At 53.2% G+C, this 24,466-nt stretch carries 15 protein-coding genes; 3 read left to right on the top strand and 12 right to left on the bottom strand.

Annotated elements, in window-relative coordinates:
* Window positions 1–12: 12 nt before the first annotated feature.
* Entirely contained in the window at window positions 13–4,704 is a 4,692-nt protein-coding gene (locus ACSFXJ_RS05535; protein ID WP_435924211.1) for a carbohydrate binding domain-containing protein, read from the bottom strand.
* A gap of 587 nt (window positions 4,705–5,291) precedes the next feature.
* Here ACSFXJ_RS05535 and ACSFXJ_RS05530 point away from each other — a divergent pair.
* A complete protein-coding gene (locus tag ACSFXJ_RS05530) occupies window positions 5,292–5,984 on the top strand; it encodes a hypothetical protein (protein WP_435924210.1) in 693 nt (230 codons plus the stop codon).
* A 698-nt stretch (window positions 5,985–6,682) separates the two neighbouring features.
* On the opposite strand, the gene ACSFXJ_RS05525 is transcribed toward ACSFXJ_RS05530, so the two are convergent.
* Together ACSFXJ_RS05525 and ACSFXJ_RS05520 are read right to left on the bottom strand one after the other, a co-directional pair.
* Window positions 6,683–9,469 carry a chitinase N-terminal domain-containing protein gene (locus ACSFXJ_RS05525; RefSeq protein ID WP_435924209.1) on the bottom strand — a complete coding sequence of 929 codons (2,787 nt, stop codon included), beginning with the start codon at window positions 9,467–9,469 and terminating at the stop codon, window positions 6,683–6,685.
* A 90-nt stretch (window positions 9,470–9,559) separates the two neighbouring features.
* Window positions 9,560–10,405, bottom strand: a complete 846-nt coding sequence (locus ACSFXJ_RS05520; protein WP_435924208.1) for an MBL fold metallo-hydrolase — start codon at window positions 10,403–10,405, stop codon at window positions 9,560–9,562.
* A gap of 214 nt (window positions 10,406–10,619) precedes the next feature.
* Between ACSFXJ_RS05520 and ACSFXJ_RS05515 the strand changes: the two genes are divergently transcribed.
* Window positions 10,620–12,389, top strand: coding sequence for an ABC transporter ATP-binding protein (locus ACSFXJ_RS05515; protein WP_435924207.1), 1,770 nt, complete (start codon window positions 10,620–10,622; stop codon window positions 12,387–12,389).
* Window positions 12,382–14,160: an ABC transporter ATP-binding protein gene (locus ACSFXJ_RS05510; RefSeq protein WP_435924206.1), complete on the top strand. Its 1,779-nt coding sequence runs from the start codon at window positions 12,382–12,384 to the stop codon at window positions 14,158–14,160. The genes ACSFXJ_RS05515 and ACSFXJ_RS05510 overlap by 8 nt, the downstream gene beginning before the upstream one ends.
* A 265-nt stretch (window positions 14,161–14,425) precedes the next feature.
* Here the strand turns inward: ACSFXJ_RS05510 and ACSFXJ_RS05505 are convergent, their stop codons facing one another.
* From ACSFXJ_RS05505 to ACSFXJ_RS05465, 9 genes are all read right to left on the bottom strand, one after another.
* Window positions 14,426–14,755: a hypothetical protein gene (locus ACSFXJ_RS05505; RefSeq protein ID WP_435924205.1), complete on the bottom strand. Its 330-nt coding sequence runs from the start codon at window positions 14,753–14,755 to the stop codon at window positions 14,426–14,428.
* A gap of 34 nt (window positions 14,756–14,789) precedes the next feature.
* The gene (locus ACSFXJ_RS05500; RefSeq protein WP_435924204.1) at window positions 14,790–15,359 is read right to left on the bottom strand and encodes a YdeI/OmpD-associated family protein; all 570 of its coding nucleotides are present in this window, start codon (window positions 15,357–15,359) and stop codon (window positions 14,790–14,792) included.
* A 329-nt stretch (window positions 15,360–15,688) separates the two neighbouring features.
* Complete coding sequence (locus tag ACSFXJ_RS05495; protein WP_435924203.1) at window positions 15,689–16,609, bottom strand: helix-turn-helix transcriptional regulator; 921 nt, start codon at window positions 16,607–16,609, stop codon at window positions 15,689–15,691.
* A 166-nt stretch (window positions 16,610–16,775) separates the two neighbouring features.
* Window positions 16,776–17,840 (bottom strand): glycosyl hydrolase, encoded by a 1,065-nt coding sequence (locus tag ACSFXJ_RS05490; protein ID WP_435924202.1) that lies wholly within the window; start codon window positions 17,838–17,840, stop codon window positions 16,776–16,778.
* Window positions 17,841–17,858: 18 nt separating this feature from the next.
* Entirely contained in the window at window positions 17,859–18,854 is a 996-nt protein-coding gene (locus tag ACSFXJ_RS05485) for a carbohydrate ABC transporter permease (RefSeq protein WP_435924201.1), read from the bottom strand.
* Between the two features lie 15 nt (window positions 18,855–18,869).
* Window positions 18,870–19,769 (bottom strand): carbohydrate ABC transporter permease, encoded by a 900-nt coding sequence (locus tag ACSFXJ_RS05480; RefSeq protein ID WP_435924200.1) that lies wholly within the window; start codon window positions 19,767–19,769, stop codon window positions 18,870–18,872.
* Window positions 19,766–22,339 carry a DUF5696 domain-containing protein gene (locus ACSFXJ_RS05475; protein ID WP_435924199.1) on the bottom strand — a complete coding sequence of 858 codons (2,574 nt, stop codon included), beginning with the start codon at window positions 22,337–22,339 and terminating at the stop codon, window positions 19,766–19,768. Before ACSFXJ_RS05475 ends, ACSFXJ_RS05480 begins: the two co-directional genes overlap by 4 nt.
* 12 nt (window positions 22,340–22,351) lie before the next feature.
* A complete protein-coding gene (locus tag ACSFXJ_RS05470) occupies window positions 22,352–22,972 on the bottom strand; it encodes a Yip1 family protein (protein WP_435924198.1) in 621 nt (206 codons plus the stop codon).
* Window positions 22,953–24,458: an SMP-30/gluconolactonase/LRE family protein gene (locus tag ACSFXJ_RS05465; RefSeq protein ID WP_435924197.1), complete on the bottom strand. Its 1,506-nt coding sequence runs from the start codon at window positions 24,456–24,458 to the stop codon at window positions 22,953–22,955. The genes ACSFXJ_RS05470 and ACSFXJ_RS05465 overlap by 20 nt, the downstream gene beginning before the upstream one ends.
* Between the last annotated feature and the right edge of the window lie 8 nt (window positions 24,459–24,466).

The following is a 24,466-nucleotide window of genomic DNA, read 5'->3' as shown; positions in this document are numbered from 1 at the left end:
GCTTTCCGTTATTTATTTTTCAGCCAAGATGACGTTATCCAGCAAAATTTGATGAGGCGTAAACGCGGTGCCGTCCACGTTCTGGCTTCCCAGCAGGAAAACAAGTTTGGCGTTCTGCTCATCCGGTCCGCTATGCGTGAATTCGTACGTCCAGGTTTGACCCGCGGCGGATAGAGTTAAACCGCTCTTTTCGAAAGGTTTGCCGCCGGATGGATTGATCAATTCCACAGCAAACGGTTTGCCGTCCAGCGTGGAACGCGCTTCGAACGATAGCGTGTACGTTTTTCCGCTCTCCAGCTTCAGATTATCCTGATAAACCTGGGTAGACCAGGGATTCCAACCGTCGTAATTCGCAAAATCCACGGACAACTCGTCGCCGACAATGCTCATGACCGCATTGGATCCGTCGGAGGCATAAAGCTGCCAAGGATCGGTCGTGCCGGTAAACGTGCCGTTCTGCAAATCGCCGCCCGCCGGTCCGGCGACTTCCTTGATCATGATATCGTCCAGATACAGGACGTGCGGAACCGCAAAATGACTCTGCCCCTTTCCGATCAGGAAGTTCAATTTCAATGGAGCATTGGTACCGACCGTAAACGTTGCGCTGTAAGTCGACTCCGTGGCCGTCGGGGTAAAGACCGCCTGACCGCCGGTCGTATTTGAAAATTCCACCGTGATATCCCTTGCCTCCGTCGACCAGGCCTTGAAGCTGAGCTCATACGTTTTTCCCGCTTGCATCGGAATGCCTTCCTGATAGAACTGGTTGCTCCAATTGTTCGGTCCGGTCGCGTTAATCGTCAATGCGGCATATCCCTGACCGGCGGATACGTCAAAGCTTCCACCATCTCCCGTCCAGGACGTCCAGGATGAGTCTCCGGCCGCAAAATCGCCGTTAACGACCAGATTTCCGTCGCCGGAAAGGATCGTTTGCGTGACTTTTGCGTTCGCGTACCCTGCCGCTGCGACGATGATTTCATAGTTCCCCGGTGCGGGGAACGAGGAGGCAGGAAGCGAAATGGAACCCGCAGCGATCGTGTAACCAGTCATCTGCGACCCGTTGACGGTGACCGAAGTTACCGCGTTCCTCCATGCCTCATTGTCCCGGAAAGAAAGCACGATATCGCTGCCGGGTGCATTATTCGTGCTGTCTGCCTTCAAAGCGGGAGCTTCCAGTACCGGTGCGCCCTTCACCATCAGCTTCACATTATCGATAGTAATCTCATGGGCGTCCGTGATCTGGGTGCCGATTTTTCCGAGCAAAAACTTCAATCCCACGGCTTCATCCGCCGGTGCTTTGAACTCGTAGCTGAAGTGCTTCATCTCCGAACTCAGCTGTACCGTATCCGCCCATCTTGCGGCATAACTGGAGTTTTCGACGGTTGCTTTCATTTGGCGTGCCAAAGAAGAAGAGGCGTCGAATTCAACAATGTAGGTCAATCCCTTGGAGAGAGGCAATCCTTCCTGGAAGAACAGCACCGAGTGCGGCAGTGAACCGCTGTTATCGACATGCACTTTAGCCTGGCCGTTATTTTGCTCCGCTCTTCCGGCTCCCCCGCCCTCCGGCGCGACAAACTGCCACGGCGCAAGTTCATCGGTGAAGTCCCCGTTCACTAGCGGATAAAATACGGTGTCCGGTTCAAAATACTCCGTGGTCCGCACCAGCCTGATATTGTCGAGCTGCAGCGTTCCTTTTTCTCCGCCCAGGTGGAATATCAACTGTGCCTGTTGATCCGAAGGAGCCTGCATGTTCAACAAGGCCTTTTGAACGGACGTGGAAGTTCCCAAGGTAATCTCCCGTTTATCGTACGGATTACCGTTCGCGTCCGCGAGTTCCACCTCGATCGTCCGGCCTGTCGAAGCTTTTCCCTCAATCGACAGCTCATATTCCAGCCCCTGAATTAGGGAGATTCCTCTTTGCAAAAGCTGAACGCTTGATTTGCCGCTGCCTCCTGCCGCGATTGCAAGATTAAACTTGCGCTCCGACGGGTCTACGGACGCCGCTGCCTTGGCACCGTCCCGGGTAAGCACATGCCAGTAGCTCAAGCGGCTCGTTTCGCCTTGGTCAAAGGTTCCGTTATATACATGGTTCCCGTCGCCCAGCGGCAGCTTCGGAACGTCGTGATCGAATTCGATGCTGTCGAGCTCTTCGAGCCGGACATTGCCGATCCATACCGGCAGCGTGTTCATGCCCATATTAAACTCGATCCGGGCCGCCGCGTCGGAATCCTGCTTCATTTGGAACGTTACTTCATAATGTTTCAGTTGACTGCCCAGATCGGCCTGAAGCGCCTGGGAATAAACCGCAAAGCCCCGGGAGCTGCCGCCGGTCAGCTTGACGCTTATGCTGCGCTGCCCTTCCGATTTGGCGTCAAAGCTTAATTTGTAATTGCGCCCTTTCGCCAAAGAAACGATACCGAGCGGTTGGACCGAATACGGCTGATTTCCGCCCTGACTGATGGTCACCTTCGCGAAATTATGACCATCGATCTGTTCAATCGCGAGGCTTCCGGCACCGCCCTCGCCGGTATACAGATTCCAATAATCCGTATTGTCTACGCCGTCGATCTGCGGAACGCCCGGCGCTTCGTTATGTTTGGTGAAATCCCCGTTGCGCATGAGATTGCCGTCGGGAAGCGGTTCGATCGATCCTGCCGCGTAGTCCTCTTTCGGCAGGGAAGGCGGTACCGGCTCGCGGTAAGCTCTTCCCGTCAATTCGTATACCCGCACGTAGTCGACTTTCATTTGCGCCGGGAAAGCCGTATCGGCGGTCGGGTTCCCGTCGAAGTTTCCGCCGACGGCCAAATTCATAAGCAAGTGGTACGCTTCATCAAAAGGCGCCGGATAAGCGTTGTTCGCCGGCTGGCCTTCGCTGATGCTGAACCAGTCGTTCTGGGTGGCATAGAGAAGACCGTCCACATACCAGCGTATTTCGCCCGGCTCCCATTCCAGGCCGTAAACATGATAATCCTCGATCGTCGATCCGTTCGAGAACCGGTACTCCTTGCCGGTATACATGTTGCGAGGCCACTGGCCGCCGTAATGGAGCGTGCCGCCTATTTTGCCCGTATCGCTGCCCCATCCTTCCATGATGTCGATTTCGCCGGAAGCCGCCCACGTTCCGTAAACATCATGTTCCGGAAGCATCCAGATGGCGGGCCATAACCCTTTTCCGCCGGGCGCTTTGGCCCGGATTTCGAACTTGCCGTACTTTTTGCTGAACAGTCCCTTCGTTTTGACGCGGGCGGAGGTATAGTCATAGCCTTCGTATTTTTGCTGCTCCTTTATCGCCGTAATGACCAGGTTTCCGTCCTCCACTTTGACGTTTTCGGGACGGTCCGTGTAATACTCAAGCTCGTTGTTGCCCCAGCCCGGATTGCCGACCGATTCGCCGTTGGTAAGATCGAACGTCCACTTGCTCCGGTCGAGTGAGGTCCCGTTAAACTCATCGCTCCAAACCAGAGTCCACGGCGAGTTGGATCCGCCGCCTCCCGAATTTCCGCCGCCGCTTCCGCTTCCGCCGGACGATGAACCTGGCGTTGTCGCGACCGGCGGCTGCGTCCCGAAAGAAGCTTCGACTTTTACGTCGGTATATTCGCCTTTGCTGAACGCCTTACCGTTAATCAACAGACTTTGCGCCTCAATCTTCAGACTGGCTACCGTACCTGTTCCCTTGATGGCGGAAGCACTCGCCCGCTCCGATACGATAACCTTTCCGACTTGCGCCCCGTCCGCAAGCACGATTTCCGCCGGTCCCGATAAATGCAGCTCGCCGATTTGGCCGGAAATGGTGATAACGGGAAGACTGCCGGAATTGCCGGCACCTTTAGCCTGCAAAACAACCAGCTTGGTAATGTTCGAGTCCTTGATCTCGACGTTTTTGACCCCGCCGCGAACAAACAAGATGCCTTGCACGTTTACGCGGTCAAGCCCGGCTTTTCCGCTTCCGATGCCTTCCGTCAAATACAGGTTCCCCGAAACCGTACCTTGGCGAAGCACCGTATCCGCGCGGTTGAGCAGGCCGTTTCCGGAAATCATTCCGATGGTTTTGGAACCGCTTTCCGAAATGTATGCAGCCAGCAGCCGATCCAGAATTACGGCCATCTCCGCCCGGGTAATCGTCCGGTTCGGCTTGAACGATCCGTCAGGATACCCGTTAATATATCCGCCGGAGGCCAAAGCGGCAATCGCCCGCTGCGTTTCCTGATCCAGGGAGGCCACATCGCCAAAGACACCCGGTTTGACCGGACCGTCTTCGCCCAGACCGAACAATCTGCCCAAACTCCGGGCAGCTTCGCCTCTCGTCAGTTCGGCTTCCGCCGATTTGCCGATCTCGCCCGTTTCCGGCAGTTGGAGATATCCTTCCTGCAAGGCCAACGATAAATCCTTCGCATACCAGGCTTCCGTGCCGGTTTGACCTGCTGTTTCTTCCCCGGCCGGTTCTTGGAATCCGAAAAGCCGGTTCATCATGACCGCAAATTCAATCGCACGGATTTGCCGGTCCGGACGCATCGAACCATCCTCATATCCCTGGATGATCCCGGCCGAATTCCACCGTTCCAAAGAATCGGATGCCCATTCCGGCAGTTTCGAAACCGGTTTCGATTTTTCGCTGGCCAAAGCGCCTGCATTTGCCGTAAAGCTGGTCACCAGCAAAATCAACGCCAACCATCCTGACAAATGCCTCTTACCTTTTTGTTTGCTCATCTCTTCCCCTCAACTTTCGTATAAAGTGAAAATCGCAACGCCAAAAACGAAAATGAAGCGAAACATGTTTACAGCTGTAAAACGCTTTCACAGCATATATTATTCGTGAGACCGGACGCCGTCAATATAAAAATTGGAAAAAACTTCAGATTCCCATCTACGAAATTTTTCGTAAATTTCCTGTATGAAATTTCGACTTTAGCGAGTGAGGCCAAGCCGAATTCGATCGCGACACCTTTAATTGAGACGCTTTGGCACGGATTAAACAAATAGCTTGGAGATATAGTCATGTAAGGGAGTCGTGTTAGTTACGAAGAATTCCTTGAGATCAATGAGAATCCGCTACCCGAAAAAGAAGATTTGTCCGGGGCTGGAGTCGTTCGTCTGATCTTCATTTTATTGTTGACCAAAAGATGTCAACGTTTATGGTTGCTGATTGAAGCTCCCTCCCTCCAATGTCGTCCATGGTCGGAATGTAAAAAAGGGGCCTATTCTATCAAATAATTTAATCCATCTATTTACAATTAAGATATATTTATGGCATTATAGGATTTGAAAGTAATTTTATTGACATAGGGGGAATAATAATGAAAAAGTTATTAGTCACACTTTTGTCTGCATCTTTACTTGTACCTTCTGCAAGTGCTTTCGCTAATCCGCTACATAATCAATCAGAAGATGTAACAGAAGGTAAAGTGGCATCCGTATTGACAGAAGATGCCGTAATGAAAATTGTTACAAAACAACTCGCTCAACAAAATGCATCTCCTGAGTCTTATGCATATTTCACACAACGAGTTCAGGAGCATTTCTCTAAACAACAAGGCGTTAGCATTCAAGGCGTCGATGACCTGGTTTATGCATCAAAGGGTGGAGAAGTATATTATGACTTGTATTATGGTAATTTGTTTGGAGCTAGGATAGAAGACCAATATCTATCACCTTCAGCAACATTAAAACTTATTAATGACTATAAAGACGGTGAATTAACAACTTGGAACGATGTATATACAACCTTGATTGGTTTTTTGGTAGGTGTCAAATTCCCAATAATCGGAACTATTATTAGTGCTTACGGCGCCTTGTCAACAATCGGCAGTTATCTGGATGCAGAAACAATTCGATCGATAGAAAGAGCTGGCGGTCAATCGGTGATAATGACTTACACTACAAGTCGAGGAAAAGATACTGTATGGGTTCCATGGAATTATTACCCTTATTTTGAAGTCCCAGAATTTGATCAGTATACTAAAAACATTACTTATACAGTCTATAAATAATAATAAAAACAAAAGACTGGAACTGTTTATATGTTCCAGTCTTTCTAACGTAAGGAGAACAAATGAATAAAAACAGAATCATCACCGTATGGTACTATACGGAATTACTCGTACTCCTAATTATCGGTATCTCTTTTTTTATTTATCAAAAATCGAATTTCGCCGAAGCAAAATTATTATTCGGAAATTATATTTTCCCTATATCCTCCCTTCTATTTATATCTATCTCTACAGTATTAAAAAATAAAGAAGAAGTGTTTAATACTCTTTACTTGTTATATGCTATGGCATTTTACGGTTATTCCGGAAACATTATAGTAATATATTTCCTATTTTTAATTTTAGCCCCGTTGTTTAGTTTCATTAGATTGTTTCAACTAAATAAAAGAAAGCCCCCATACCGGCAATATTTAATACTACCGTTAATATTACTGTTTTTGTATATTTATTTAACATCCTTATTCTATTGAAATTGACGCAAGTTGGAATTGAGAATATCCGAGGTTGATGTTATTTCGATTCCTGGCCGCCGGCTCGTCGTCCTCCGCTATCCATTCCGGGACATCTTCATCAAGCTACGTGCCTGGATCGTCTCGGGAAAATTTATATTCGAAACCCAGCCCCTAAGAAGCCGATAGTTTCCGCCAAAAAAGACGCCGATCCCGCGATCGGCGCCTAACTTACGCATCATGCACTTTTTACTTTACGACAACGGTCATGACTTCGCTGGAGGTCTCCCCCGCAGCGTTCACAAGCTCCGCCACGTACTCATACGTTCCGGCGGCTTTCCCGCTCACAACCGAAACAGCCTGCTGTGCTCCCGGCGTCACCTCGGACAGCGCTTGCGTGTCGATCAATTGCCCGTTCTCATAAAGCCGGTATCCGGAACCGTTCGTCCCCCACCACAAATTCATGGTCACCTTATACTCCCCGTCCCCGTCCCAATTATCGTTCGATAACACCGATTTGCCGGGGGCGGCATCCGTAACTGTAACGACAAGCGGTTGCGATTTCGTCACGCCTTTGGAATTGATCAATTCGGCGGTATAGGTGTAGGTTCCGTTCTTTTTGCCTGCAATGTAAAAGGACTTCGATTGGGCTGCCGGGGAAACGTCCGTCAAGTCAACCGTCTCGATCAATACATCATTTTCATACAATTTGAGCGCTGTCCCGTTATTTCCCCACCACATGTTCATCGTCACCGTGTAATTCCCGTCCCGAAGTCCGGTGTCATGCCCGTTATCGTCCGACAGGACCGGTTGTCCCGGAGCCCCGACGGCGGGTCCTTCCTCCGGTTCTTCCCCGGGTTCTTCGACAGGCGCCGACAGCGTCATGTCACCGAGTCCGCGGGGTTTCAGTTGATATACTCCTTTGAAAATGGCGGATACGCCGCGCAGATCCACGACTTGACCTTCCTTATAAGGAAAATCATCCAGCGTCAACCCGGTTCTCGCGTCCACCCGCACATGGTTGCTGACATCGCCGCTGACGGCGTCAAACTCGAACGATCCCGACGGTGCGACGGTAATGATATTACGGATTTCGGCCCGGCGGATTTCGAGCAATTGCCCCTGATTTTCATCGCTGACGGAAACAGCCGCTTTCGGTTCCGGCAATTCCGCCCCGCTCCCCGTCTTCTCGATCGAAACCAGGTTCGCCAGCTCCAGCTCCGTATTATATAACTCTAACGGCGCGGTAATTTTGACGATGTCTCCCTGATGATACCCGCTCGCGCTTTGGTACACATAGATGCCGCCGGTTTCATCCTGCACATAGAACGCTTGTCCTCCGAAAATTCCCGGTTCCGTCGTGATCGTACCTTCAACCGTGACCAGCGTGCCTTCCGGCTGCATCCGGGCTTCCGAAATCGAGATCAGCTCCGGGATTCCGCCGTTCTCCTCCGGCAGCGGCTCGGCAGGCACATCCGCGATGGACACGGACTTCGTCAACAGGTTGCTGCCGTTTTGTCTCAGTCGAAGATTCGCCGTACCGGTCACCCCCGGCTTAAGACGAACGGTCAGATCTTTGAAAGCCCGGCCCTGGCTATTCGCGGTCAAACTGAACGTGCTGCCGTATCCGTATGCGGAAGGCCAGGTCCCGTCCGCGTTTTGAATCTTCGCGATCTGGGTTCCTCCCGTCAAATAAATCCCGACGCTGAACCCCGATACGGTGGAATTGGCCGGAAGATGGTCCACCGCAACGCGGATTTGGAAATCCGCCGCATTAGGCAGCACGGCCTGATGCTCGAACCCGTAGACGACCTTGTCGTCGATGGAAGGACCACCGTAGGAGCCCGGTTTGAACGTGGAAGGATCCCACCATTTGTATCCGGCGGCCGGAGCGGACCACGGTTCCGACTGAGGTTCCGTGGAAGCTTGGGGAGCCTCAAACGGATGCAGGGCGGTCACCTCGTCCAACTCGAGTCCCGACACTTCTTCCAGGCTTGAGTAATTCTCCTGTGTGGCCAGCCAATCCACCAAATTGACGAGCAACTCGGCATCGTCCTGCTCCTTGAAGCCGTCATACGTCGTCTTCTTCGTGCCGGTTTCCTCGCGCAAATATTTCGGGGAAGCATCCTCGACCGGAGAGGAATCGCCGATAAACGCCGCTTTTCCGAGTCCAACCTTCGAAACGGCGACATAAGGCCCTTCTTCTATGCCTCCTCCGTTATACACCCCTTGATCCACCGCATTGCCCCAGGCATCATCCGTCTCGGGCAGATATACAATGCCCTTGGCTTTGGCAGGGTCCGTGATCGCCAGCGTCGATCCGGCATGCATCGCCACGCCCTGCACCCCTTCCGTAATGCCGAACGCCTGGTCCGGGGCAACGATTTGATTTGCCGTTATATCTCCGAGCGCATTATACCGGAATCGGACGCCGAAGTTGTCGGAGAGCCAGTCGGAGCTGACCACGCCTTGCATGGCGGACGAATTTCTTTCTTCTTGACTCATGCCTTTCGCGGGATCTTCCCAAGCCCCGCGCCGGTACCCGTTGATCGATTCCGAGCCGTCCCAGCGGTTTTTGTTGCGGTCGGCGTTATAATGGTCCCCGATAAAGAAAATGCTGCCTCCGTTTTCAACGTACTGCTCCATCGCCGCTTGCTCGCTTTGTTTAAAAGGGATGTTCGGCTCTGCAAGGACGAATACTTCATAATCGCTTAGATCGCTATAAGTAATGGGAGTGCTCTTGCGCAGCTCCTTCACCTCGAACCCTTCCCCGGCCAAGGCATGTCCAAAATCGGAAAACCCGCCGTCAATGACCCAGTCGGCCGCACCCGCGGTCTGTCCATGGGTGTTGTCGAACAGAATCTTTTTGCCCGCATTTTCATTGACGACCTTCGGAGCAATCACCGGCGCGGGATCGGCCGGTCCTTCGGCTAACGCCGAGGGGGCGGCCCCCAACCCGAGCTGCAGCGAAAAGGCGAGCGACAACGCCGCCGCGGCCTTCCAAGATTTCGCCAAGATTCCGGTAAACTTGTTCATGAATTACCCTCCCATGTTTTCATACTAGTAAACCTTCTATTATTCTCGCAGCGGTTTATTAGTAGAAAACATAGGAATTGTAAATGTTTGTTAATTTATATATTTCCCGTAATCCGGAACGGCCAATTCGTCAAAATTCCGCACAAGACGCTCCAAGCCCGAACTCAAGACACCGCCCGATACCGGCAGACCGTGTCCCGTAACGGCTACCGCCGGACCCAGAGCCGCAAGCTTGGCGACCGATTCCTTGGCCGCTTTCCAGTCGGTGGTCAAATATCTCGGCGGTCCGGTTAATTCCTGCTGCTGGGTAACCACCTTGTACAGCTTGTCCTGCCTGACGTTCACAAACGCGTCGCCTGCAATCAGCGCCCTGTCCCTATCTCTGAAAAAGGACACATGTCCCGGCGAATGCCCGGGCGTGTGAATCCAGCGGAAACCCGGCAGGTGCGGCACCGCTCCGTCTTCCGGAAGCGTCCGGACATGCCGGCCAAGGTTTACGGGCTCGTTCGGGAACATCGGAGACATTTTGGCGACCATGCCCCCTTCCACCGTCGCATCGGGAACGGGATAGCTTTTTTCACCGGTCAAATAAGGAAGCTCCAAAGGATGGGCATAAACGGGAACCTCCCAATGCTTTACCAGCTCGATGATCGCGCCGACATGGTCGAAATGCCCGTGCGTGAGCAGGATAGCCTCCGGACGTCCGCCCGGTCCGAAACGTTTTTCCGTGACTTCGATGATTTCATTCGCTGACCCCGGCATCCCCGCATCGATCAGAACAAAAGCATGGGATTCCGGTTCGCCGACCAGTGCGATATTGACGATTTGTACCGTATGGCATAACAGATCCGGCAGCACCTCCAGGCTTTCCCCGCTGCTGACGGAGCTTGTCGGAATGTATTTATAATCCTCGCCGTAGCTCATTTCCTTGTCCATCGTTCATCCTCCTGGAAAATTATTTTTTTTCTTTTTCATTGTGCCTTTCCCATCTTGGAAGTATCCGTTTATTGCGTTTGAAAACCTAAAATTCGGGTTGTAATATTGATGGTCCACACGGCCTATTTAAGTGTTATAATCACCTTAGTTTGTTGGATAGGGTAATTCCGATTTTTCATCATGAATCAAAAAACAAACAGAAACAGGTGATCACATGTTCGAAATGAAGTGGCTGTGGCAGAACCTGAAAGGGGACCGAACAAGGTACATTGTCGCACTCATTTTATCCGTGGTGGGCTCATCGCTCACCATCGTCAATCCGTACATAGGCCAACAGATTGTCGATACGTTCATAACCGGGGATAATGCAGTGCAAAATCTGACCGACCAGCGCGGGCTATTGATCGCGTTATGTATCGGAATGATCGGTTTTTCCTTACTGCGCACAGGGCTGGCTTACTTAACGACGATGCAGTACGAGCGGTCTTCGCAAAACATGCTCTACCGCATCCGCATTTTTTTGTACAACAAGATTCAAGGACAGGATATGCAATATTACGATCACAATCGAACAGGCGACCTCATGACGAAGATGACCGGCGACTTGGATATGGTACGGCATTCGTTGGCGTGGATTATTAAAACGATCATCGAATCGGTAACCATCTTTATCGCTGCGGTCATCTATTTTTTCACGATTGATGCCGAACTGACGCTGTGGCTGCTCATTCTGTCGCCGCCGATTTTTGTCGTGGCCTATTTGTTTGCGAAGCGGGTCCGCCCGATGTATGTGGATCTGCGGGAGCGGCTGTCCCAGCTGAACACGACCGCACAGGAAAATATCGCAGGCAACCGCGTCGTCAAGGCTTTCGCACGCGAGGAGTTCGAAGTGGAGAAATTCACCGAGAAAAACGTCAACTTTTCACAGGCCAACAAAAAGGCGGCACTCGTGTGGCTGGACTACTTCCCTTATCTGGAGACGTTCGCCCAGGCTTTCAACGTAATCCTGATGATTGCGGGCGGTTATTTCGTCATGAACGGCCGGATTACTTTCGGCGAATACGCGGCTTTCTCTTCGCTGATCTGGGCCGTATCGAACCCGATGCGCAATATCGGGATTATCATTAACGATTTCCAACGTTTTTTCGCCAGTGTGGCCAAAATCGTCGATGTGTACTATGCCCGTCCTAATATCGTCAACGAACACAACGACGTGGAAAAACGCCGGTACGCGGGACGGATCGAATTCGAAAACGTCAGCTTCAAATATGATAATGCTACCGTGCTGGACGATATCAGTTTTACGATCGAACCGGGTGAAACCGTTGCCATCATGGGCTCGACCGGATCGGGGAAAACATCGCTCATCAACCTGATCCCGCGCTTTTACGATGTGTCGAAGGGCCGCGTCCTGGTGGACGGCCAAGACGTTCGTAAGCTGGAGCTCGACGAGCTTCGCGGGAATGTCGGGATCGCTACCCAGGACGTCCTGCTGTTCTCCGATACGATCGACGGGAATATCGCTTACGGCGACCCCGATCTGCCGGAAGAGCAGGTCGTTGAGTATGCGCGGCTGGCGGCCGCGAATGATTTCATTACCAAAATGCCGGAAGGATATGACACGATCGTCGGCGAACGCGGCGTCGGCCTGTCCGGCGGACAGAAACAGCGCATCGCGCTGGCGCGGGCCATGGCGGTCCGGCGGCCGATCCTCATTCTGGACGATACGACCTCTGCCGTCGACCTCGAGACCGAGGAACATATCCAGAAGAGCTTGCGCGAGCTTGATTTTCCTTGCACCAAAATCATTATCGCCCAACGCGTGTCCACCACGGCCGAAGCCGACCGCATCCTCATCCTGGACGGCGGCCGTCTGGTCGAGGAAGGCACGCACGCCGAACTGCTGAAGAAGCGGGGCTATTATTATGATGTATTTATGCTGCAAAACGAAGGCATTGGAAGGACGGTGACCGAACTTGGCTAGAAATAGATTCGACGTCGATGAAAATCTGGAGTCGCCATTTGATATCACCCACTTCCGGCGTGCTCTCGTCTATATCAAAAAGCAGAAAAAACCGATGATTATCGCGTTCGTGCTGAGCGCCCTGTCGGCAGCCATCGCGCTGGCGGGCCCGCTCATCATGCAGCATGTCGTCGACGTGACGATTCCGAAGAAAGACGTATCCGGGCTCGTAGGCTGGTCGATGCTGTTTCTCGCGACGATCGTGGTCAGCGTATATTTTGCCACGATTCGTTCCCGGATTATGACCAAAGTCGGGCAGGACATTATTTTCGATATCCGGACGGATCTGTTCAAGCACCTGCAGGAGCTTCCGTTTAAATATTACGATGACCGCCCGCAGGGTAAAATCCTGATCCGGGTCGTCAATTACGTAAACTCGGTATCGGATGTGTTATCCAACGGTATCATCAACTTTATTCTTGAAATCGTGAACCTGATCTTCATCGCGGCCTTCATGTTCGCCGTCGATGTCCACCTGTCGCTGATTACGATCGCCGGCCTGCCGGTTTTCCTCGGCATCATGCTGCTGATCAAAACCCGGCAACGGCGCGCCTGGCAGGCGGTATCCAACAAAAGCTCCAACCTGAACGCGTATTTGCAGGAAAGCATCAGCGGGATCCGCGTGACGCAAATCTTTTCCCGGGAGCAGCACAATAAAGGGATCTTCACCCGTCTTGCCGGCAATTTCCGGACGGAATGGATGAAGGCGCTTCGTTACAACGCGTTAATTCCGTTCACGGTCGACAACCTGGCAACGATCGTAACGACATTGATCTATCTGGTAGGCTTGCTCGCGCTGAGCCCGCAGGACATCACCTTCGGGGTCATTCTCGCGATGGGCGCCTATGCGGCACGCTTCTGGCAGCCGATTTTGAACCTTTCGCAGCTGTACAATAACTTCATCAATGCCGTCGCCTATCTGGAGCGGATTTTCGAAACGCTGGACGAACCGGTTACCGTCAGCGATGTGCCGAACGCCAAGCAGTTGCCTTCCGTTCAGGGCAATGTCAAATTTGACGACGTCACCTTCGCCTACGATCCGGGCATCAACATCCTGGAGAACCTCTCCATCGATGTCAAAGCGGGCGAAAGCATCGCCTTGGTAGGACCGACGGGAGCGGGGAAAACGACGGTCGTGAACTTGATCTCCCGCTTCTACAACGTAACCGAAGGCAAAATTCTGATCGACGGAAACGATATATCGCAGGTGACGCTGAAATCGCTGCGCAGCCAAATGGGCATCATGCTGCAGGACAGCTTCATCTTCTCCGGCACGATTATGGACAATATCCGTTACGGAAAGCTTGACGCGACCGAGGAAGAAGTCATCGCCGCCGCGAAAACGGTATGCGCCGACGAATTCATCCGCGAGTTTGAGCAGGGCTACATGACCGAGGTCAACGAGCGCGGCTCCAAGCTGTCGCAAGGTCAGCGCCAGCTGATCTCCTTCGCGCGGACGCTGCTCGCCGATCCGCGGATTCTGATCCTGGACGAAGCGACCTCGTCGATCGACGCCAAGACCGAGCGCCTGCTCCAGCAGGGCCTGAACGAACTGCTCAAAGGCCGGACCTCGTTCATCATCGCGCACCGTCTGTCGACCGTCAAAAACTGCGACCGCATCATGTACGTGTCCGACAAAGGCATCGCCGAAAGCGGCTCGCATGACGAGCTGATGGCGAAGCGCGGGCTGTATTACAAGCTTTACACGGCACAGAAGATGGAAGCCGTCTAAAAAATCAAAGGCCGGCAGTTTAAGCAGATGTACACTTTACGTATACCCTGCTTGAACTGCCGGCCTCTTTAATTTAACGGGAAAACCTCCCGTTAATTCCTTTCGGAACGCGATATATTTAAATTTAACCGGAAATTCTCCCGCTAATTTGCACAAAAATGTCTCATCATGACCCAAACAGAGCTATTAAAGGGAGGTTTTCCGGTTAAAATTAAGAAATGCTCCGATTGTCCCAAATTAGATGGAGAAATTCCCGTTAATTTAACTATTTGAATCCGGGAGCAACCTCGGCAGGCTCCTCAACGCCGGCTGTTTCCAGTTCATTTCCGATCGCAGCCACGATGTTCGCGTCGCGGTCATGCGGCCGGTCCCACCCCAGCATGAATTTGCCTCCCGGTACAAAAACAAATTCGCCGCCGTCCAGTTCAAAAATGCCGGTATCTATCCGGTTTCCTTGATTTGCAAAGGCTTCGACCGACTTTAACCTGAACACATGACCGTTCCATCCTTCCAAAGAAGTGAGCCATCTCCTTTTTTCAGCCATATCCGTCGAAAGCCAACGAATTAACTGAAGTGCTTCCTCCTCCGACTTCATATTCCGCCCCCTCCTTTATGCAAACCCATGCATCTTAATAATCCAGCAGACGTCCGTGATCATTCCATTGGCCGTACATTTTGTTTTCTTTCGTATGTGCGATAAATTTGTCCAATCTCCGCTGAAATAAATCCGGCTGATGTTTCACGCTTTGGATGGTGTCGATCCGGACTCTTTGATAAAGCGCCGGAAATGCCAAAAAAGTCTCGTATACCTCCCTATCTTCTTTTAGCCTTTGTTCTACAACCTTATCTATTTTAAAAGAATCGGGCCCCATATCAGGCAGTACCTTTCTTCCTTCTTCTCTCATCAATCCCAACTTTTCGAGGCGGCGGACACGTTCTTTATTCAATTCGGTCCATGAACTTTTTTTGCTTCTGGGAGACAGTCTCTGAACCGTCCCGGTTTCGGACATGTTCTTTTTAATTCCGTCGATCCATCCAAAGCACAATGCTTCTTCTACCGCGTCCAAATACAGCAGCGTATCCGGTTTTGGCGTCATGCTGACCACGACCCAGCAAGCCTTCTCGGTCCCGCCGTTTTCCTGCAGCCAAATCCTCAAATCCTCTTTCGATTTTACCGTAATCAGATTTTCGATTTCCATAGATGTTAGATATTCTCCTTTCTAAAATGGAGAGTGAAAAAGAGGCCGCTCCCCCGTTCCCGGAAATATCTCCAAAAAAGAGCGTAATCGTTCATGACGGATGCATGGCCCAACTGGCGCAGCATGGTAGACACATTCTGTTCACTTCCTGATTCAGTACCGAGGGCGGAAGCTCCTTGATTCTCCCCAGGATCGTTCGGTTTGCCCATGTGTGGTATTCAAACATTTCCGCGGGATGATTCGTCATGGAAATCGTCTCCTTTTGATTCGCAATGGATTTGAAGGTTCTTCTGATATCATCATAAAAAAAGAAGTATGACATCAGCGTGTCACACTTCTTCATAAAGTTTCAGCGCATGTTGGAGCTGTTCTTTTATGATGCCTCTTAACCCTGGAGGTTCGAGGACTTCGGCCCCGCAGCCGAAGCTCAGCAAAATCGACCAAAGCCAACGCGCGCCAAGCGGCTCATACACAGGAATTCGCATCGTCATGCTCCCGTCGTCATGAAATTGCTTATCCGCCTGATGAAACTGGTCCAATGCTGCCGCCAACGCTTCCGGTCCCACTCGGATGACGACGTCCTCCACATGATCTTGCCATGCCTGGTTTGAATAACGGGCCTCTTTTTTCGGCACTTCCTGATGCGGTGGAAAGGTCTCCTCTTTCAGGAACAAATTCATCATCCGGGACAGCCGGAACTCCCGAAAATCCCGCCGCGTCCGACAGTAACCGTATAAGTACCAATTGCCGTGTTTGAAATGAAGCTTGACCGGCTCCATTTCACGGGTCGCGCGTTCATTTTTAACATTGATGTAATCAAAAGCAACGGTATTTCGCCGGGTAATGGCCGTCCGCAGAAGAGTAAGCGAGCCCGGTTCGGTCCGGCGGGTTTCGAAGTCCACGGACAGACTCGTTTCCCGCTGCTCCGGTCCGAGAACCTGCAGTCGTTCGATGGTCCCTTCCGCTCGTTCGTCTTCAAATACGGTGGAAAGGCTTCTGAGCACGGTAATCAGCGAATTGACATCGTAAGACCCGAGAAGACTTCTATCCATTTTGTAGCCGTCCATGATGCCATAGCCGCCTTTGGTTCCTTGATACGATACCACCGGGAAGCCCGCGGCACAGATCACGTCGATATCCCGATAGATCGTTCTTTGGGAAACTTGAAACTCTTCGGCCAGCGTGGATGCGGACAAAACTTCGTGATTCAGCAGCTTGTAGATGATGGAGATCAAGCGCTCCAATTTCATGCGTATCCCCGCCCGTCAGTCCATTTCGATTTATTGCCCACTATTATAACACAGTCCGGATATCCGATAGCGGGGCCGTTATTCGAACCCAAAGAACCGAAATAAACGACGAACGGACATGAGAGGCGCGATTTGCGCCGCCATGTCCGCAAGAAGCAAAAGCCCCTCAGTCCCCGATCCATTCCTTCCAATCCGGCAGCTCCTCCAGCGTAATCGTCCTTGGATCATGGTAGGTCTTCCTGAGCTGCTCAAGTTCGGTGTATTCGCCGGAATACGCGCGCCGTCCGCCCTCCTCCGCGAAGACGAACCCGCCGTACCAGGTGCAGTTCCACGCCCATGGCGTCCCGTCCTCGGCCATCCGGTCCGGATCGGGAACGACACCGTTCTCCGACAAGGCGATGATTTTGTTCGCCTTGGTGTAAGCCAATGCGGTCGAAAACCGCTCCTTCTGGGACGAATAGTCCTTCGCCGGAGCATAAATATCCTCGCCGATAATGTCCACGTACTCGTCTCCCGGGTACCAATCCGCATGCTGGCCGTTCCACACCCAGATCAGGTTGTTCAACCCGTGGTAGAAAGTGAGCCGGTCGTACATCAGCTTCCAGAGCGCAATGCACGGGGCCGGGCCCCTCGCGCCCCACCAGAACCAGCCGCCGGACGCCTCATGGAGCGGCCGCCACAGCACGGGAACGCCCGCATCCTGCAGGCGTCCGAGCTGCACGGCGATGGCGTCGATATCCCGGATCATCAGCCGGTACTCCTCCGAATCGGGATCGCCCATCGCCCGCTCCACGTCGAAGGTGGTCGCATCGGTATAAAATCCCCGATCCCAAGGACGTTCCGGCGGTTGATCGACAAGATCCTTCGGAGCATTCCAATGCCAGCAAAACGTCACGATCCCGCCGCGCTTCCACCATGCGATCGCCAAATCGGTATCGCGGCATTCCGCGCCGCGCTCCACGCGGGAAGGCGAGTAATTCATAAAATCAAACCCGGCCACCGCCGGATATTTCCCCGTCGCTTCATGGATGATGTCCAGCTCCGGCGTGGATAACACGCCGATTTGCTGGCCCGTCAGCATTTTGAGGCCATAGACGTCGCACAAATATTTCATCAGCGCCCGCGCGGCCGGCGATGCCTTTGGATTGACCAGCGCCGGTTCGACCCGGAAGCGGGGATCCGGCGGGCTTTGGGACGTTAACGATTCTTGCACTCTCCGCGTATGTTGCATGTCCGCTCTCTCCATAACTTATCCCACGACCCCCGTTCTCTCCACGCTCTCCACAAAGTGACGCTGCACGAACAAATACAGCACGATCAAGGGCAGAATGGCAAGCAATATGCCCGTGTCCACGATGAGCGCCACGTAGTTCGGATCCACTTTCCCCGAGGTGCCGAGACCCGCCAGGATCGTCAGGAACTGGCTGGCGTCCGCCGGCAGCGAGGCGATTTTCAGCGGCATCAAGGCGCTGTCGCTCATGAACAGCGAGGTGTAGAACGTGTCGTTATACTGCCATACGAACGAAAACAAGGTCACCGTAATCAACGGAGGGATGGCGTTCGGCAGCATGATTTTGAAAAAGGTTTTGATCCCGCCAGCTCCGTCGATGAGCGCCGCTTCCTCGATTTCCTTCGGCAGCCCGCGGAAAAACTGGCGGAAAATATAGATGAACAGCCCCGCCTTCAGCCCCGTCGCCGTCGCGGACGTAATGACGGACGGCCAGAAGCTGTTCAGCAGATTGACCCCGTCCTTACCCGTAAACAGATGAACAAGCCCGAGCACGTCGAAGTTTCGGAAATGCAGGTACATCGGCACCATCAGCGTGCTCATCGGGATAAGAATCGTCAGGATGACGAGCCCGAACAACAGGTTGCTCCCCGGAAACTTGAACCGGGCGAATCCGTAACCGGCCAGCGCGGTCGACATCGTCGTCAGCACCATGGTGACCACCACGTAGGTCATCGTATTAAGCAGCAGCGGCCAGTAATCGAGCAGTTCCAGCGCCAGCCTGAAGTTTTCCAGCGTAACATGCACCGGAACCATGTAAATCGTCGGATTGTAAATATCCTCTTTCGCCTTGAAGGCCACCGAAAACTTCATCAGAATCGGATAAATGATCACAAAGGTAATTCCGATGATGAGCAAAAAGCGGCACATGCTCCAAAGCCATTCCAGCGTTTTGTTTTTCACCCGGTTGATGCGGTTATGGGCGGCCGTGTCCGCAGGGTTCCATATCGGTTGCATGCTTATCGCCCCTTCCTAGTTGTGATAGAACGTTTTTCTCGAAACGATGTAGCCCATCACGATCAGCAAAATACTGACCACGATCGTATAGAGCCAGGCCATCGCGGCGCTTAATCCGAAGTTTTGCGTCTTGAAGGCCGTCTCATAAATCATTCGCGTCACCGGACTGTCCGAGAAAGAATCGATGATCGTATAAATGATGTTCGTGAGAATCAGCGGGCTGACCATCGGAAACGTCACCTTCCAGAAGGTTTCGTAAGCCGTAGCCCCTTCGATTTTAGCGACTTCGTACAAATTGCCGGGAACCGACTGCAGCGCCGCCAGGAAGATCAAAATCTGCACGCCCGAGCTGCTGATAATTTCGTAAATCCTCATAACCGCTTCCACGATATAATCGATAAAAGTGATCGGAAACCCGGCTTCGGCCAAAATCATCACCATCGAGCGGATGTTGAACTGGGAAGAAGCCTGACCCAGCTGTTCCGCAACCTCTGCATTGCCGACGAGATTGATGAGTCCCGAGCTTTCCGCCGCCGCGACCGCCCCGGAGGCCAGAATGACGGGGAGGAAAAAGATCGCCCGCGCAATCCCCCTGCCCCGGAATTTTTGATTTAACAGCACGGCCGAGAACAAGCTGAAAAATAAGATCAGCGGCACATCGACCACCATGCCCAGAACCGACTCCGTCAAAATCCGGTTAAAATTCGCATCAACGAACAGCGCATCGGTGAAGTTTCTCCAGCCGACATTTTGCAGCTCATACCCGGTCGGCGCCACTGTCAGCTTATTGAAGCTAAAGCGAATCGATTGGGCAAGCGGTCCCGCGAACAGGAAAATAAATCCGAGCAGCCACGGCGCAATGAACAACAGGCCGAGCATGGAGCGTTTTTGCGTTAAGCTAAGCTTCAATTTCATGCCCCGTCACCACCCAAAGCAAAATGCCGTGCCTCCACCCGAACGCCGTTTACCGTAACCGGCTGATCCGTATAGTTAATGATGACCGACGCCCCGCCTTCATACTTCACTTCCGCAACCCCTTCCCGATGCCGGATATGCTCGGAAATCGGCCGGGTCCGCAGGGGACCGAGCACCTCGTTGACTTCTTTGTAATAAGCGACGGCGTCCTCATACCAAGCCTTGTATTCCGTGGAAAACATCGAGTCGAACCGCGTAAACTTCAGCACCGATGTTGGCTCATACGACCACAGGAAATGCGGCGAAGTGCCATACTCGACCGAGGTCAATACCTGTCTGCGCAGCTCCTGCTCATCGCTAAGATTCAGCGCCTCTCCGGCAATATCGAGATACCCGTGAACGACCATTTGATAAAAAGGAACCTCCTCATCCGTCAGGCTGAACCGGCTGCTCGCTACCGGGACGTCAATCACATGTTTGGCGTAAGGCCAGCTGTAAGCATTGGCGTCCGAGACCATCAGATCCGGAAAAGCTTCGCTTAAATCTTTTAGCTGGTCCGTCACAATGGCCTTCGCGTCTTCCCGGAAGACGACCCGCTGCACCCGGTAATCCGAGCTGAGCACGCCGCCGAGATCCCGCAGCGACAACGCGCCGAGACCGTATTTTCCGTAGCTGTCCGAAAACTTCCCGACATAGTACGGCAGCTTCGCCGGCGACAACAGGTGATAGGTTCCGTAATACGGATCCATCCGGTTCATATTCCGGTCGTACGGATGAAGCTCGGCTACATCCCTCGTGACGAAGCGCACGGCGTCCGACGACGGGTTGAAATTACCGTCATCCCTGTACACCCGCTGGAACGCCACATCCGGGTAAAGGGCTCCGCCTTGTTCCGCAAGCTGCGCGGACAGTTCTTTGAAGTCGCCTCCGCTCCCAAGCACCCCGTCCGGCTTCGCCTTGACCGGCGCTTTATGGTGGACGCCCTTGCCGAACCAGCCTAAATACCGCATCCGGACATTGGAGATGCCGTCATCCTCAAGTTCCCGCGCGATTTGGCCGGCCTGTTCAAAGGTCGTCATCGACACGACGGCGTCATAAGGAACGCCCAGGAAAGACTTCTGCTTGTCGATGCTTCCCAGCACATCCACATAGAACGGCAGGTCCGTCCCTTCTTCCAGCGGCCGCAGCTTGTTCTGCCCGACCAGCGCTTCCCGGTAAGTCCGCGCCATGCCGGAATAACTGGCATCGTCTCCGGTCAGAAACCGGTAGCGGACCGTCAGATCGCCTTGGTACAATTTATCGTTCAGCAGCTGAATTTCCTGAACCTCGCTTCCCGTGTACAGCTCCAGCTCATCCTCGCCGCGCACGGCGAAGCTGCTGAACACATAGTTGTAGGAATTTTGCTTGCCGCTGATGTCCGCGGCGATGCTTGCGACCGCATCGCCTTCCTCGATCACGGCGAACCATCCGGTATCGCCGGCTTTCATGCCGTAAACCGGCATGGACGCCTTCCGGGCGACTTGCCCCCGGCTCCAGCTGTTGTCGTTCGGGTCGTCTCCGTATACCCGCTGGACGTACTGCTCTTCCTTCACCTTGCCGTTGTTGAGCCGGATCAGGGCGCCGCTGCCGTCAGGCACCAGCATATATCCTTCATCCTGCGTTCCCGCCGCTCCGAAGAAACGAAGCAGATCGATACTGCGGATGCGGTGCTTCGCGCTTTCCGTCACTTGAGCGACCGGCACCGACACGACGAGGGAGTCCCCGTCCAGACGGTATTCCAGCGGTACCGTGAAATTCGGCTTATCCGCGCCGCCGCCCGCACCCCCGCCGTTCGCCTCGTTGTCGAAGGCAAGGTCTTCTTCCGTGTATCCCGCTTCCTGGAAGGCGGCCAGCATTTTTTTCATGACGAGCGGTTTCTTCACCTGGTCGTCGAGCCGCTCCAGCAAGTCGGGATTGTCCTTCACCGGGTAGTAGCGCACCTCCACGTACTTGGCGAGCGTCTCGTCCAGCTTGCTCAGCACCTTTTCCTGGAACCTTGCCTTGGTGATGAATTTCGGCATGGCGTCAATCCCGAGCGAAACGTCGCCGAGCGTATACGTCACCCGGATGCCGTTCTCGATCGCCGCCGCCGAAAAGTTGTTGTTTACCACGCTCCAAGGGTTGCTCCAATAGGTCTCCAGCGTGCCGATTTCGTCGCGGAACGAGACGGCGAATTGGGAGGCCATCACTTCTTTTTCGAACGGGGAAGCGATCGCGTCTTCGTCTCGCCCTTGCGGATTGCTGTACCAGGCTTCGCCGCTTTCGCGATCCACGACGGCCACTTCGGCCGTTTTTTCGTTGTAATATAAAGATAAAGCTTCATTTTGTGCGACCAGCATCATCCCGGGAACCCCGGCTCCCCCATCCTGCAGCGCAGCGAGCTCTTTTCCGGGCTCAGGGCCCTCGGCCTTCGGCCGGTAATCGGCGGGATCAACCGCCGGAGCCCCCTGGTTAAACAGCATAAACCCTCCGGCGATGGCGACGATAACGGCACAGGCGAGCAGCGTAAAGGTCCATTTTCGTTTATTCATGTCTCCCGCCTCCTATACCCGAAAAATAAGCTCTCTGTAAATGTTGACGATAAACTCGTAAATTTGCTGCAGCATGCTGAAAATAAGCGTTCCCAGGAAAACGATGATGCCCATCACGATCACGGTCAGGATCATCGTCAGCACCGTTTTTGCGGGCGTATACTGGTGAACGGTCATGATGCCGACGAACAAAAGGCCGATAAACCAAATGGCGGCCACCGTGTTCAGCAGGTAGTAGAAAGACGTTTCCTCCTGCACCATAAACCGGCTGACCAGCGTCATCGGCGGATATATCAGCACCATCGGAACGAGCGCATACGAGGTAGCCATCACGATATCCCTGAATTTGCCCTCGCCCCCCATCAGCGTCGTCACCGACCAGTTGGCAATGCACCACAGAAAAAACGGCAGCACGACGAAAACGAGCTCGCTCATGCTGTTCAGCCGCCGGGGATCGTTGAAATTAACGAGAAAACCGGCAAACTGCCGCTGCAAAATCATGGCAACCACGAGAAGGAACAGAATCGCCAATGCGATGCGCAGCTTGCCTCTTTGTTCGTATTTCATATCCCAAAAACCGTCGAACGGATGAACGATGACATGGAGAGGAAATTTAAGATCGTCCCGCTTCATGGCCCTTAACCCTCCTTTGCTTCCAGTGTCTCGCTGCCTTATAAGCGGCAAAGGCCAGCACGGCCGTCAAAAGCAGTGTCAGCACCGTGCCGAAATGCTCCTTCATCACTTCTCTGCGGTATCTTTTGTAGGCGACGGAGTAGTTTTTACGGTCCATGCCAAGCTTGAAATAGGTCAATGCCTCTTTATTTTCCTTACGCATCAGCTTGGCTTTGCCGATCCCGGTGTAAGCGATATCATAATTGGCGTTCAACTCGAGCACCCGGTTCCAATAGCTTTCCGCCTCGGTATCTTCGCCCCGGTAATGCAGGCGGACGGCCGTATTGACGTTAAGCCCGAACTCCGTAGGTCCGAACACGACAATGTTACCTTTGCCCCGGTCCAGTACAAACTGCCGTTCTCCCGACTGTTCGATCGCCACAGGCGTTTTGAACATGCCCAGCTGATTACCGCGTCCTCCGAAAATGTACAGAAGATTGCCGGACTCGTCGTACGTAAACACCCGTCCCTGCGTGGAGTCGAGCGCGCTGTACATGCCGTCTCCCATCACCTTGATGTCCACGAACTTCGAAGGCCCGACGACTCTTCGGTAGTAGATGTCTCCCGCCACGTCGTAGTATCCGAACCGTTTCAGCACGTCCTCGCCGGACGGGTTCAACCGTTTGATCGGTTCCTTGGAACCGACGTCGATATTCGTGGCGTAGACGAAGCCTTTATGATCCATATCCAGATTGGAAAATTCCGTCGGCACGAACAGCGCCATCTGCGCCCGCTGCGCTTTGGTGGATACGAGCCGCCAGAAATAGTCGACATAGTTGCGTTTGACCTTGATCGTCCCGACGTACCCGATGAACGTCCCTTTCTCGTCGAATTGCATGATGCCTTCATAGACGCCGCGGGCGACCACGAACACCCGCTTCGCTTCATCGACGCTCACCTTGAGCGGCACGAACTGAAAATTCGCCGGCAGCACTTCCGATTGCGGATTTTCGATGATGCTCACGAGCTTTCCTTCCGGGCTCAAGATGACGACCCGGCCGTGATCCGTGTCCGCCACATAGATGCGTTCATCCCGGTCCGTAAATATGCCCGAGGGATTGGCGAACCCGTCCTCCTTGCCGTTATTGTCGAAGGAGGAAATGACTTCGGCTCCCGTTCCGTCCTCCGGAATCTTTACGATCCGCTGGTTGCCGCTATCCAGGACGTACAGGGTGCCCGCATCCGACATATGCATGTCTGCAGGTTCGAGGAAATTTCCGACCCCCAGCTCCTTGCCGGTAATGTATTTCTCGGGCAAGTAAGCCGCCGGCATCGGCGTCGCTTCCTTCCAGAAATTGTAGTTGTAGCTTTCGTACGGTGCCGGAGCGGTTCCCGAAACCGGGGAAGAAGCTGGCGCCGCCGAAGCACGGGACGACGTGCCGGGTATGACGGAAGTCAGTATCAGGGAGATCGCTGCGGCGTAAACGAACCATTTTTTCGCTGTCATATTTCTCC

Origin of the sequence: Paenibacillus salivarius (assembly GCF_051307165.1) — a bacterium.
In the GTDB taxonomy this organism is placed as follows: Bacteria; Bacillota; Bacilli; order Paenibacillales; family Paenibacillaceae; genus Fontibacillus.
This window is presented reverse-complemented; position numbering and strand designations above follow the sequence as displayed.